Raw genomic sequence first — 13214 nt, forward strand, 5'->3', positions numbered from 1 at the left:
CCACAAGGACCACCGACCGCATGATTCCGGCCGAGAACGTCACCCTGCCCGCCGCCCTGGAAGGCCAGCCCATCGAGCGCATGACGCGCGACGGCGTCGAGTACGTCATCCTCGGCACGGCGCACGTCTCGCGCGCGAGCGTGCAGGCGGTCGACGCGCTGCTCGAAACCGAACGCTTCGACGCCGTCGCGGTCGAGCTCTGCCCCAGCCGGGCCCAGGGCGTCCGCGATCCGGAAGCCTTCAAGCAGATGGACCTGTTCCAGGTCATCCGCCAGGGCAAGGCCGGTATGGTGGCGGCGAGCCTCGTGCTGGGTTCGTTCCAGAAGCGCCTCGCGGCGCAATACGGCATCGAACCGGGCGCCGAGATGAAGGCGGCGATGGACGGCGCGGACGCGCGTGGCATCCCCGTGTGGCTGGTCGACCGCGAAGTCGGCACCACGCTCAAGCGGGCGTGGCGCAGCGTCGGCTTTTTCCAGCGCTTCGGCCTGCTGGCCGGGATGCTCGGCAGCGTGTTCGAGCGCGAGGAGATCGCCGAGGAGGACATCGAGAAGCTCAAGCAGGCCGATCTCCTCGAAAGCGCATTCAGCGACTTCGCCTCGGGATCCGCGCCGCTCTATCGCGCGCTGATCGCCGAGCGCGACGAATTCATGGCGGCGAAGCTCCGCGAGAACGGCGCGGCCATGGACGAGGCGGCGCCCACCCGCAAGGTGCTCGTCGTCATCGGCGCGGGTCACCTGAAGGGCATGAGCGCCGAACTCGCCGGACAGCAGGGCGACGCTCGCGCGCTATCCGACGAACTGGCGGTGACGCCACCGGCCGCGAAGTGGCCCAAGGTGCTCGCGGTCGGCATCGTGCTGGCGATCTTCGCCGCGATCGCGTACGCCTTCTATCGCAGCCCGAGCCTCGGCGTCGATGCGCTGAAGAACTGGATCCTGCTCACCGGCGGCCTTTCGGCGCTCGGCGCGCTCATCGCCGGCGCGCATCCCCTCTCCATCGTGGCGGCGTTCGTCGCGGCACCGCTGAAACCGTTCCGTCCCGGCATTCCGTCCGGCGCCATCAGCGCCATGGCGGAAGCCTGGGTGCGCAAGCCGCGGGTACTCGACTTCGAGCGCCTGCGCGACGACATCACGCACTGGACGGGCTGGTGGAAGAACCGCGTGGCGCGCACGCTGCTCAACTTCTTCCTCGTCAGCATCGGCACGATCGCCGGCGAATACATCGCGGGCATCCACATCATCCGCAGCCTGTTCTGACGCCCCGGGCTCCCTGAGTTGTCCGCCGTCGCGACACGCCTCTATACTCCGACGGCTATTCAACCCCGGCCCCGCCCGGCACCCAGGGAACTCTTAATGAAGTGTCTGCATCTGGTTGGACTGATCGCTGTAGCTTTGTGCGCCACATCCGCCGCGCATGCCGAAGGGGACAAATCCAGGGGTCGTACGCTGGTCTACACCTGCCATGGTTGCCACGGCGTGCCGGGTTACGCCAACGCCTATCCCGATTACCACGTGCCGCACATCGCGGGGCAGAACGAGCTGTACCTCGTCAACGCGCTGAAGGCCTATAAGACCGGCGAACGCAAGCATCCGACGATGGGCGCCCAGGCGCAGAGCATGTCCGACAAGGACATCGCCGACATCGCCGCCTACCTCTCCAGTCTCGCCAAGTAAGCCGCCGAGGACGAACGATGACCCGTGGGTTTTCCCTGATTGCCATCGGTGCGCTGCTCGCGCTGACCGCCACCCAGACCTTCGCCGCCGGTGACCCGGCGCGGGGCAAGACGAAGATCGCGACGTGCGTTGCCTGCCACGGCACGGACGGCAATTCGGTCGATCCGCAGTATCCGCGCCTCGCGGGCCAGTACGCCGACTACCTCGCGCAGGCGCTGCACGAATACAAGGACGGCCGTCGCGGCAACGCCATCATGAAGGGTTTCGCGGCCACGCTGTCGGATCAGGACATCGACGACGTATCGGCGTATTTCAGCAGCATGCCCTCGAAGCTGAGCGGCCTCGAAGGGCACGTGCAGGGGGATTGATCTCCCGGTGCCGTCCGTGAAGAGCCCGCGCGAGCGGGCTTTTTCGTGAGCGGGGGCGGCGTCTTTCGCCGTCGGCCCGCTGCCGCGGGACCGCCGATACGAGCGGCTCCCACCGTCGGCCCTTCGGACTCTTCGTGACGATCAACCCGCGGCGCGGGCGAAGTACGGCTTGTCGCCCGTTTCGTGATCGGTCGCGTCGCGCACTTCCGTGATTTCCGGAATGCGCTCGCGCAGCGTCTTCTCGACGCCGTTCTTCAGCGTGACATCGACCATGCCGCAGCCGTGGCAGCCACCGCCGAAGCGGAGCACGACGACACCGTCCGAGGTGACCTCGACCAGCGAGATGCGCCCGCCGTGCGAGGCGATCTGCGGCGCGATCTCGGACTCCAGGACGAACTGCACGCGCTCGACCATGCCGGCGCCCTCGCCCGGCGCGTCGCCCTTGATGCGCGGCGCGCGGATGTTGAGCTGGCTGCCGGTGGCCGTGGTTTCGTAGTCGATGGTGGCCGGGTCGAGCCAGCGCATGCTCTCCGTGTCGACGTAGAGGTTGAAGCCGTCGCATTCGACGGTCCACTCGTCACCCGTGAGTTCGGAGGCCGGACAGAATTCGAGCTCGCACTGCGCCGACGGGGTGCCAGCCGCGACGACGCGCAGGCGGATGCCGAGGCCGTCTTCGTTCTGCTGCGCCACCAGGCGCTGGAAGTGCGCCTGGGCGCGTTCCGAGATGTCGATCATGGGGGCTCCGAAAGGGGTCCGGCCCGGGGATGCCGGAAACAGCACCATTTTAGTACGCTTTTGCACGTGGGCGCCCGCTTTTGACAATTCAACCGCGCGCGGCGACCCTTCGCGCTTCCCGACGCACGGATCCGCCGCCATGACGCTCTCCCCGCTCGCCTCCCAGCACTGCCAGCCTCGCAAGGGCGCGGAGAACGCCCTGGATCGCGCCGCCATCGACGGCTACCTGGCGGACCTGCCCGGCTGGGAGCTCAGCCCGGACGGCAAGGCAATCGTGAAGGATTTCCGTTTCCCCGATTTCCACCACACGCTCGGCTTCATCAACGCCGTCGGATTCATGGCCAACCGGGAAGATCATCATCCCGACCTCGAGGCAGGCTACGGGCACTGCCAGGTCCTCTGGTCCACGCACGATGTGGGCGGGCTGTCGCTCAACGATTTCATCTGCGCCGCCCGGGTCGAGGCCCTGCTGGACCGCTGACGATGCGCGCCGGCCGCCCATGGTCGTTCATCGCGGCGACGATCGTCGCGCTGGCGCTGCTCGCCCTGATGCCGCGGCTGGCCGCAGTGGTCGTCCGCGGCGCCATCGAGCGCGACAGCGCCGCCGAGCGCGCCACGTTCGAGGCGGGCGGCTCGCCATGGTCGTGGCGGTTCCGCGCGCCCGACGACGTCGTCGCCGGCCGTGCGTTCGGCGGCGCGACCGTCGAGGGCGGCCGCGACGGACTCACCCTTCGGGCGACCGATGGCTCGGCCGCCGAAGTCGGGTTCCCCCTCTTCCGCACCGCGGACATCCGCCGCATCGACGAACTGCACCTTCAGGTCGCGGCGTCGGCCCCGGTGCACGCGTTCCTGGCCGTCCGCGAGGGTCTCGACGAGCCGACGCGCCAAGCGGACGTCGGCGATCTGATGCCCGGGGCGTCGGGACGGCGGATCGCCCTCCCGGCACTGGACTGGCGCGACGACGACGGCCGGCCGATCGCCGCGCCCACGCGCGCGGCGATGCTCCGGCTCGGGGTGGTCATGCCTGTCGGCACCTCGGTCGTCCTGCGCTCGGCCGCCCTGCTGCCCTCGTCCGGGATCGTCGAACCCCACGCCGGCAGCCTTCCCGGGCGCCTCGGCGCGGAGGCCCTGCTCGCATGGCGGGACAATCAGCGCGCCGCCGATCCCCTCGTCACGTTCGACCAGGGCCTGCGCCGGACGGCACCCGTCTGGCTCGAGGCGGTACCGCCGGCCGTCTACGCCGCGCTCCTGATCGTCGCCGCCGTCGCCTGGCGGCGGCCCGGGGCGCAACGGGCCAGGGACATCGCCAAGGCCTTGCTCGTGCTGGCCGGGCCGCTGTGGTTCATCGCCAGCCTCGGCTTCGACGGCAGGCCAGCGCTGGCGGGCATCGTCACCTTCGGCCTCGGCGTGGCCTACGCCGCGCTGCTCGCGTGGCGCCACGACCCGCCGGCATGGCGCTGGGGCGGGGCCTGGCGAAGCGCCGGCTGGCCCTTCCTGGCCGTCGTCGTCGCCGCAGCGCTCGTCGCCCTCGTCGGCCATCGCCTGGCATGGCCCCTGCCGGGACGGGCCCTCGTCTACGTCGCCTGGGCCGTTCTCCAGCAATGGCTGGTGCTGGCCGTCGCCGGGGCGCTACTTGACCGCGCCCTGCCCCGGGCCTGGGCCGTGCTGCTGACCGCGCTGGCCTTCGCGCTCCTGCACACCCCCAACGGCGTGCTCATGCAACTGTGCTTCGTCGCCGAACTGGGCTGGGCGTGGTGGTTCCTGCGCCATCGCTCGCTGCTTCCCGTCGCCCTCGCCCACGCCGCGAGCGCCCTGCTGGTGCAGGCCGGACTGGCGGGCGGCATCCTGCGTTCGCTCGAGGTCAGCGGGCGCTTCCTCAACTAGCCGCCACGCCGTTTACCCGCGGAGGTTGTCGAGGAACGCCTTGAGATCGTCCGGCAGGGGCGCCGAGAAGTCGTAGTTCCTGCCACCGAGGTCGAAGCTCATCCGCGACGCGTGCAGGAACATGCGCTTCAGGCCCTTGGCGCGGAAGCGCTTGTTGGCCTCCTCGTCGCCGTACTTCGGATCGCCGGCCAGCGGATGGCCGATGTACTGGGCGTGGACGCGGATCTGGTGCGTGCGCCCCGTTCCCAGCGTGGCCTGCATGAGGCGCGAGGCCGGATACTGCTCCAGTTCCTGGAAGAAGGTCAGCGACGGCTTGCCGGCGTCGTCCACGCGCACCATGCGCTCGCCGCCGTGCATCACCGACTTCAGCAGCGGCGCGTTGACGTCGAACTTCGCCTTGCGGGGCGTCCCGGTCATCAGGCAGAGGTACTGCTTGACGACCTGGTTCTCGCGGATGAGCTCCTGCAGGCCCGTCAGGCCGGATCGGGAGCGCGCGAGCACGAGCACGCCGCTGGTGTCGCGGTCCAGGCGGTGGACGAGCTCGAGGTGTTCGTTGGGCCGGGCGGCCCGGAGCAGCTCGATCGCTCCATGGCTGACGCCGCTGCCGCCGTGGGCCGCGATGCCGACCGGCTTGTCGATCACGAGGAAGTGCTTGTCCTCGAAGATGACCGAGTCGGCGACCGCGCGGACCATGCCGGATGGGGCCACGGTCTCATCACGCTCCGCGACGCGAACCGGCGGAATGCGCAGCATGTCGCCTGCCGCGAGGCGCGTTTCCGGCTTGGCCCGCTTGCCGTTGATACGCACCTGCCCCGTGCGCAGGATGCGGTACACCAGGCTGCGCGGCACCCCCTTCAGGAGGGTCATCAGGGCGTTGTCCACGCGCTGACCGTCCCGTTCGGGACCGATTTCGACCAGGCGCACACCTTGGCCGCCGTCGAGGGAAGTTGCCGTCTGCATTGATAAAACTCGAAATTGATAGGATACTCGGCGAGCGCCAGGCTCCGCTGAAGACTCATCTCTCGCGGGGTGCCTGTATCGCCGCGTAGGGCGAGTGTCGCGCCATTCCGTCCGAGGGGCCGGTAGGCGAGGACACCCCACATCGTAGCGGTTCGGGTTGCGGTTGTCCGGCTAATCCGTAGGGACGCGGACCGGTTGCAAGGCGCTTATTCACGAATCACGCCGGGTCCAGGTATCGGTCCCGGATCCCATGCCGCTTGAAGCCTCACCGCTGCGGCGCGATCCCCGGCAGGCCGCCAAACGGGCGCCACCGCGGCGCGCGGCCGCGCGGCAAGGCCGAGGAACCCACAATGAAGCGTATGTTGATCAACGCGACTCAGCGCGAAGAGTTGCGTGTGGCCATCGTCGATGGTCAGAACCTTTACGATCTCGACATCGAAATCCCGTCCCGGGAACAGAAAAAGGCCAACATCTACAAGGGCCGCATCACCCGCGTCGAACCCTCCCTCGAAGCCTGCTTCGTCGATTACGGCGCCGAGCGCCACGGCTTCCTTCCGCTGAAGGAAGTGGCCCGCGAGTATTTCAATCCGAACGCGGAAGGCAAATCGAACATCCGCGAACTCCTGAAGGAAGGCCAGGAGATCATCGTCCAGGTCGAGAAGGAAGAACGCGGCAACAAGGGCGCCGCCCTCACCACGTTCATCAGCCTCGCCGGCCGCTACATGGTGCTGATGCCGAACAACCCCCGTGCCGGCGGCGTGTCGCGCCGCATCGAGGGTGAAGACCGCCAGGCGCTGAAGGAAGCCATGGAGCACCTCACGGTGCCCGACGAAATGGGCCTGATCGTGCGCACCGCCGGCATGGGCCGCGACGCCGAAGAGCTCCAGTGGGACCTCGACTACCTCCTGCAGCTGTGGAAGTCGATCTCGGCCGCCGCGAACTCGCAGAAGGCGCCGTTCCTGATCTACCAGGAATCGAAGCTCTTCATCCGCGCGCTGCGCGACTACCTGCGCAACGACATCGGCGAGATCCTGATCGACGAGGAATCGCTGTTCAGCGACGCCCGCGACTTCGTGCAGCAGGTGATGCCGAACAACCTGCGCAAGCTGAAGCTCTACCAGGATCCGACGCCGCTGTTCTCGCGTTACCAGATCGAGACGCAGATCGAGAGCATCTTCGAGCGCAACGTCCGCCTTCCCTCCGGCGGCTCGATCGTCATCGACCAGACCGAAGCCCTGACCGCCATCGACATCAACTCGTCGAAGGCCACCAAGGGCAGCGACATCGAGGAAACGGCGTTCAACACCAACCTCGAGGCCGCCACCGAGATCGCCCGCCAGCTGCGCATCCGCGACGCCGGCGGCCTGATCGTGATCGACTTCATCGACATGGACAGCCCGCGCCACCAGCGCGAGGTCGAGGAGCGCCTGAAGGAGGCCCTCAAGGCCGACCGCGCCCGCGTCCAGATCGGTCGCATCTCGCGCTTCGGCCTGCTGGAGATGTCGCGCCAGCGCCTCCGCCCGAGCCTTGGCGAAGCCACCCAGATCGTCTGCCCGCGCTGCGAAGGCCACGGCCACATCCGCAGCGTGGAATCGCTCGCGCTGTCGACCCTGCGCCTGATCGAAGAGCACGCGATGAAGGACAACACCGGGCAGGTCCTGGTGCAGGCGCCGCCGTCGGTCGCCAACTTCATGCTCAACGAGAAGCGCGCCAGCATCGTCGAGATCGAACTGCGCCACAGCGTCCACGTGGTCGTCGTCGCCGACGACAAGCTGGAGACGCCGCACCTCGAGATCACCCGTATCCGCGAGGCGGACATGGGCGAGCACAGCAAGCCCAGCTACGAGCGCACCACCCCGACCGTCGCGACCGCGCTGCCGAAGATGGGCCAGGCCCTGGGCAGCGGCGAGCAGCCGCTGGTCACGGGTGTCGTGCCGTCCACCCCCGCGCCGCTGCGCGACGACGAGACCGAAGCGGCTCCGGTCGCGCCGGTGGCCCGTCCCGCCGCCCCGGCCCAGCCGGCGGGCGGCTTCTTCTCGCGCCTGTTCGGCAGCCTCTTCGGGGGCGGCGCCGCGGCGCCCGCACCGGCGGCCGCCCCGGCGGCCTCCTCCACCCGTCGCGACGAGTCGCGCCCGAACGGCCGCAACGAGCGTAGCGGCGGTCGCCGCGACGAGCGTCGTGGCAACGAGCCGCGCAACAAGGGCGGAAACGAGCAGCGCGGCCAGGGTCAGCGCAAGGACAAGGACGGCGCCCAGCAGGGTCGCGGTCAGCCGCAGGCCAAGGGCAACAAGCAGGGCCAGGGTCGCGGCGAGCAGCCGCGCCAGGGCGAAGAGAAGCAGAACCGGCCGAAGGACGGTCAGCAGGGTCAGGGCCGCCAGGGCCGCACCGAAACGCCGGCCGCGCAGGGCGAGAACCGCCGTCAGCAGCCGCCGCGCGGCGAGCGTCAGCCGCAGGCCGACAAGCCGGGCAAGGACATCGAGAAGGCCGCCACGCTCGCCACCTCGGCCGTCGCGGCGACGACCGTGAACGCCGCGGAGGCGAGCGCGCCCGTCGCGCCGCGCCCGGCCGCCGAAAAGCCGGCCAGCGCGCCGGTCACGAAGGCGGACGAGAAGCTGCCGACCGATGCGCCCATCGTCGAGGGCGAGGCCACGGCCGTCGCCGGAGCCGCCGATGCGCAGCCGGAAGGCACGAAGGACACCGAGGGTGGCCAGCGCCGCCGGCGCGGCCGTCGTGGTGGTCGCCGCCGTCGCCGCCAGGAAGACGGTACGCAGGCTGGCGCCATCGAAGGCGCCCCGGGCGCCGATGACGGCGACGATGACGAGGGCGACGACGAGGCCGTCGAAACGACGGGCCGCGCGAGCCCGAGCATCCCGCCCATGCTCGACACCGCCGCCGCTGCGGAAAACGCGTTCGCCGTCGAAGCACCCTCCGCCGTGGCCAGCCGTCCGGCCGAGCCCGCCGACGACGAGTCCGTGCCATCCGCGCTGACGCTGCCGTCGCTGCCCAAGCTGCCGCCGATCCCGGGCCACGCAGCTCCGGCGCCGCACGCGCCGGTGGACGTCGACGCCGTCGCCACCCCCGCGGATTCGGCCGAAACACGGACCACGGAACGGCGCCAGACGGAATCCGACGCCCCGCTCAAGACCGCACCGGTGTCGGGATCCGCGCCGGTTCCGGCGGCAGCCCCGCCCGTATCGACGGAAACGGCGGCAGTGACGACCGAGGCCCCGGCCCCGGCGAAGCAGGCCGCTCAGCCGGTGGCTTCCGAGGTCGCCGAAACCGTGGCGAAGGCCCCCGCGGCCATCGAGACCACCGAGCGCACGCCGCCGGCGTCCGTCCTCGACGCGCCGGCCCGTGGCATCCTGCCCGACCCGGTGGCCGAGGCCGATGAGGCGCCCATCGCGGACGCGGCACCTGTGGAGCCCGTGGCGGACGCCTCGCCGGCGCCCGAGAAGCCGCAGGCCAAACCTGCCGCTCCCGCACCGGAAAACGTCACGGCTCCCGCGGCTCCGGCGGCTGCGTCACCGGCCACCGCGCCGGCCGCTCCGCCCGCGCCCGTGACGCCGAAGCTGCCCGAGGCGTCGAACGTGTCGCCGGTGTCGCATGCGCCGCCCGCCAACGCGGACCGTCCGGCCTGGACCCCGCCCGCCCAGGGCGATCTGCTGACGCGTCCGCGTCAGGAGCCGCAGGGCGAGCAGAGCGAGCACTGATCGTGCGACGGGAAGGGTCCTGCCCTTCCCGTCCGATCACGCACAAGAAAACGCCGGGCATTGCCCGGCTTTTTTTTATGCGTGGTCGGACCCGAACTCAGCTACCGACCTGGTGATTGTGCGTGTCGAGCAATCCGTGGATGGTCATGAGATGGGCCAGGCCCACGACATGGTCGACATGCAGTTTTTCCATGAGCCGCTGCTTGTAAGTCGACACCGTCTTGGGGCTCAGATTGAGCCGCTCGCCGATGGAGGTGAGCGGCATGCCACGCACGAGCATCATCGCGACCTCCATCTCTCGCGTGGACAACGCGTCGAACGGCGAATCCGAGCCATCGAGCGTGGCAAGCGCGAGCTGCTGGGCCACAGTCGGCGCGAGGTAGCGGCGCCCCGACGCGACCGAGCGCACGGCGGTAAGCAGTTCGTCCGACGAACATCCCTTCGTGAGGTAGCCAAGCGCACCGGCGTCCAGAAGGCGCTTCGGAAAACGTGCGTCGTCGACCACCGTCAGAATGACGATGTTCGTGCGAAGCTTGGCGCGCACGATGCGCTCCGTCAGCTCGACCCCGCTCATGCCTGGCATGTGCACGTCGATGAGTGCGATATCCGGCGACTGCGCGCGGATGAGGCGCAGGCCCTCTTCCGCCGAACTCGCTTCCCCCCTGATCCGGATATCCGCCTGCTGCTGCAGGATCATCCGGAAACCGGTCCTGACCAGTTCATGGTCGTCGACCAAAACAACACTAATCATTCAATGCCCTCCCTGGGCCGACTGTACTTCGGGCGCATGGATTCGACCGCGCGCCGCCTGCTGATGCATACAATGCCAGATGTGCAGGCGAGACAACCAGCGTGGCGCTATGATCCGGGTCGGCCGCCGCACGCTGTAGCGGGATTTGCCGAAGCGCGTGAGGCGTGATCACCCGATGACCGCGTCATCCGTGAGCGCAGCCGCTTGTAGGCAAGGCCTGACGCGCAACTGCCTTACCCTTGTGCAGCACCCGCCCCAAGCGTTTTGCGAACGTCAGCGCCCATTCGGCGACAGTTCGATCACGCGACGATGAGCCTCCCGGCGTCATCGTGGAACCTCCCCCCGAAAAGGTGAGTATCCATCATGGCTAATGAGAAAAATCGCCCGCCACAGACGCCCGGTCAGGATATTCCGCCGGAAGAGCGTAAGGGCCCGACGGAGCAACGTCCCACGGACGCCTCCGGCGATGCCCTCGACGGTTCCGGTGAAGACAACCAGCGCAAGAAGAAAGAAGGTTCCTGAGACGCTTAGCGGAGCGAGTCGATGCCGCCCTCATCCGCGATGTCGGCCCGTTCCCGGCGCGCCGCCCGCGCGGCGGCGCGCTTCCTGAGCATCACGATGCCGGCGAGAATCAGGATGGCCGGTCCCCACCGACCACCGGTCGCCTTCGCGAGCAGCTTGCCCGCCGCGAGTGCACCGATGGTATTGACATGCGAACCCTCTGTGACGGTAGCCATGGCTGTCTCCCCGTTGCATTCCGCGAGTAAGCGTAGCCTCGCGATGCGTGCATTCGGGTAGCGTGAAGCGGAGAGCTAGACGATCTCCACGACGTTCGTCGATTTCACGGATCGATCGGCGGTGAACACGTCGCGGCGGGACACGCCGCGACGTGCTTTCCACCTTAGCGACAGTTCCGGGCGGATGCGCCAAGCCATGCGGGCAACACCTGCGGCGCGACGACGATGCGATCGAGGTCCGGCGCAGGCGCATCCGGATTGCCCAGGCGAATCGTGTTCGCACCCGCTTTCAGCGACACGTCGAGCACTTTCGCCACCGGATCGTCGAAACTGCTGCCGTCGAGGTCGAGCTTCGTCGGTGCGCTCCCGTTGACGGTGAGGTACAGCGAGCGCGGCCCGTTCGTCGCGTAATCGATCTCGAGCTGGTACTTCCCGGACACGGGTACCGTGACGGCCGGGAACACCACGTCGTTGGCAATGCCACCGCCCACGTTGCCCGCCTTCGCGAGACCGGAGAAGTAGTTGCTGAAGCCCGCCGTCACGGAACCACCGCGCTGGGCCGCCTCGGCTTCGTACGTCGCGGACGCCGGGAGCGCCGCGTCCCCGCGACCGCGTACCACGATGCGATCGAGGTCCGGCGGATAGCTCGCCGCGTTGCCGAACCGGATACGGTTGTAACCGCGGCGCAGGCAGACCGGCACCGTGCTGCTCGACGGAAGCTGGAAACTGCCGCCGCCCGAATTGAAGGTCAGCAGCGGGCCGTCGTTGACCTGGTAAAGGTAGGAACGCAGGCCGAGCGTAAGCGAGTCGATCTGCATCAGATACGTACCGTCTCGCGGCGCGTACACGTTGTCCACGCTCACGGCGTTCTCGGCGCCGAGACCGAGCCCGCCCACCTTCGTCGTGCCCGAGCAACCGCTGCACGAGGCCGGCGCGGCGTTACCCGACAGCGATGCGCTTTCGGCTTCGTAGCTTGTCGACGGCTCCGGCGGCACTTGCCCGGGCAGCGCGTCGACGAGCAGCAGCTGCGTCCCGTGGGCGGGAAGCTCCGTGCGATAACTTCCCAGTGACGGTCCCTGTTCGCGATGACGCCAGAGGTCGCGCGTGCGCTTCGCCCCGGTGACGCCGATGGTCTTCCAGGGAAGCTCGACCACCGCCTTCGTCGCGTTCATGTTGAACAGCGCGACGTAGTAGCGGCCGTTGCCGAGATCGCTCACCCATACCGGGAGGTCGCCGCCGAGCGCCTGCTTCGCCGGCCGCCCCGACTGATTCACGGCGATCACCTCGTCGTTCGTCGCCAGCGCCTTGCCCGCGGGATCCAGTTTCGTCAGGTCGCCACCGAGGTACATCGGCGCGTTGGCCATGGCCCACAGCGTCACCGCCGAGCGCTTCTCCTCGAGCGTGAGCCCGTCACGCTCGCCGTCGCCGATGTCGAGCGAATCCAGGTCGTTCCAGCCCTTCGTGGGGCCCGTGGCGTCCTGCCAACCCGGCAGGTCACGGAAGCGCTTCTCGATGCGCGGCCAGTTCGTCAGCGTGGCGCAACGCCCTTCGCATTCGACGTCGTCGTCGATGCGGCGCGCGTTGGAATGGGGAATCCAGATGTCCTGGTAGTCCTTGTCGACCTGCCAGGAGATCGTCATCCAGATCGGCCGCCCGGTGCGAGCGATCGCCTTCGACCAGGCCACCACGTCGTCACGGTTGTCGATCGAGAGGTCGTCGCTGTACGAGCCGGGCGTGACGCCGTCGAGCTTGATGAAGTCGAAGCCCCACGACGAGAACAGCGCGACGACGGAGTCGATGTATTCCTGCGCGCCGGGTCTGGAGAAGTCGATCTTGTAATGGTACGGATTCTCGCCCGGCCCGCCGAACGCGTTGCCGGCGCGATGCGGCAACGCGAGGATGTCCTGGATGTGCAGCGACGTGCCGAGGATCGGCGAGTTGGCCTGCACCGCCGGCTCCTCGACACCGGGAATCCAGTAGATGCCGGCCTTCTGTCCGTTGCGGTGGATATGGTCGACCATCGCCTTGATGTCGGGGAACGTCGCGAGATTGGGCGTGGGTCGGCCGTTCGCGTCGAAGCTTCCCTGCCAGCCGGAATCGAGGTTGATGTACGTGTAACCATGCGCCTGCAATCCGGACGATGCGAGCGCGTCGGACTGGATCAGCATGTTCGCCTGCGTCAGGAACGCGGGTTCGATGGTCTGCTGGCTGAAGCTGCTCCAGCCGAGGTAGGGCTTCTGCCCCGCCCCGTTGACCTGCGCGGAGGCATCGGCCGCGAACGCGACGAGCGCGCATGCGAGCGCGGTGCGCGCGAGGTTCGGGAGATGCCGCCGGCTTTCGCGGCGACGGCTGGGCGGGAACGGTGGCACGGCATGACTGGCGTTCATTGGCGCACTCCG

The 13214-nt window shown here is 68.7% G+C and carries 12 protein-coding genes; 7 read left to right on the forward strand and 5 right to left on the reverse strand.

Translation table 11 applies throughout. The features are described from left to right. The first annotated feature begins 20 nt into the window (after window positions 1-20). From BMY69_RS10555 to BMY69_RS10565, 3 genes are all read left to right on the forward strand, one after another. Window positions 21-1253, forward strand: coding sequence for a TraB/GumN family protein (locus tag BMY69_RS10555; RefSeq protein WP_090177823.1), 1233 nt, complete (start codon window positions 21-23; stop codon window positions 1251-1253). A 96-nt stretch (window positions 1254-1349) separates the two neighbouring features. Further along, a complete protein-coding gene (locus tag BMY69_RS10560; RefSeq protein ID WP_090054419.1) occupies window positions 1350-1670 on the forward strand; it encodes a c-type cytochrome in 321 nt (106 codons plus the stop codon). 17 nt (window positions 1671-1687) lie between these two features. After that, the gene (locus BMY69_RS10565) at window positions 1688-2038 is read left to right on the forward strand and encodes a c-type cytochrome (protein ID WP_090054421.1); all 351 of its coding nucleotides are present in this window, start codon (window positions 1688-1690) and stop codon (window positions 2036-2038) included. Window positions 2039-2179: 141 nt separating this feature from the next. Here BMY69_RS10565 and BMY69_RS10570 read toward each other — a convergent pair whose 3' ends face one another. Further along, a complete protein-coding gene (locus tag BMY69_RS10570; protein WP_090054423.1) occupies window positions 2180-2773 on the reverse strand; it encodes an NfuA family Fe-S biogenesis protein in 594 nt (197 codons plus the stop codon). 139 nt (window positions 2774-2912) lie between these two features. Here BMY69_RS10570 and BMY69_RS10575 point away from each other — a divergent pair, with 139 nt between their 5' ends. Continuing rightward, a complete protein-coding gene (locus BMY69_RS10575) occupies window positions 2913-3254 on the forward strand; it encodes a 4a-hydroxytetrahydrobiopterin dehydratase (RefSeq protein WP_090177826.1) in 342 nt (113 codons plus the stop codon). 2 nt (window positions 3255-3256) lie between these two features. Beyond that, the gene (locus BMY69_RS10580) at window positions 3257-4657 is read left to right on the forward strand and encodes a CPBP family glutamic-type intramembrane protease (protein WP_090177829.1); all 1401 of its coding nucleotides are present in this window, start codon (window positions 3257-3259) and stop codon (window positions 4655-4657) included. A 12-nt stretch (window positions 4658-4669) separates the two neighbouring features. Here the strand turns inward: BMY69_RS10580 and BMY69_RS10585 are convergent, their stop codons facing one another. Next, a complete protein-coding gene (locus BMY69_RS10585; protein WP_090054429.1) occupies window positions 4670-5617 on the reverse strand; it encodes an RluA family pseudouridine synthase in 948 nt (315 codons plus the stop codon). Between the two features lie 350 nt (window positions 5618-5967). On the opposite strand from BMY69_RS10585, the gene rne reads away from it, so the two are divergent. Further along, window positions 5968-9327: a ribonuclease E gene (rne, locus tag BMY69_RS10590; RefSeq protein ID WP_090177833.1), complete on the forward strand. Its 3360-nt coding sequence runs from the start codon at window positions 5968-5970 to the stop codon at window positions 9325-9327. Between the two features lie 97 nt (window positions 9328-9424). Here rne and BMY69_RS10595 read toward each other — a convergent pair whose 3' ends face one another. Further along, window positions 9425-10078: a response regulator gene (locus BMY69_RS10595; protein ID WP_090054433.1), complete on the reverse strand. Its 654-nt coding sequence runs from the start codon at window positions 10076-10078 to the stop codon at window positions 9425-9427. A 363-nt stretch (window positions 10079-10441) separates the two neighbouring features. Here BMY69_RS10595 and BMY69_RS19665 point away from each other — a divergent pair, with 363 nt between their 5' ends. Next, window positions 10442-10600 carry a hypothetical protein gene (locus tag BMY69_RS19665; RefSeq protein WP_175472805.1) on the forward strand — a complete coding sequence of 53 codons (159 nt, stop codon included), beginning with the start codon at window positions 10442-10444 and terminating at the stop codon, window positions 10598-10600. Between the two features lie 5 nt (window positions 10601-10605). Here the strand turns inward: BMY69_RS19665 and BMY69_RS10600 are convergent, their stop codons facing one another. Continuing rightward, the gene (locus tag BMY69_RS10600) at window positions 10606-10815 is read right to left on the reverse strand and encodes a hypothetical protein (RefSeq protein ID WP_090177835.1); all 210 of its coding nucleotides are present in this window, start codon (window positions 10813-10815) and stop codon (window positions 10606-10608) included. Between the two features lie 164 nt (window positions 10816-10979). Further along, window positions 10980-13202 (reverse strand): alpha-galactosidase D, encoded by a 2223-nt coding sequence (locus BMY69_RS10605; protein ID WP_090177836.1) that lies wholly within the window; start codon window positions 13200-13202, stop codon window positions 10980-10982. Between the last annotated feature and the right edge of the window lie 12 nt (window positions 13203-13214).

This window comes from Luteibacter sp. UNC138MFCol5.1 (assembly GCF_900110505.1).
GTDB lineage: Bacteria > Pseudomonadota > Gammaproteobacteria > Xanthomonadales > Rhodanobacteraceae > Luteibacter.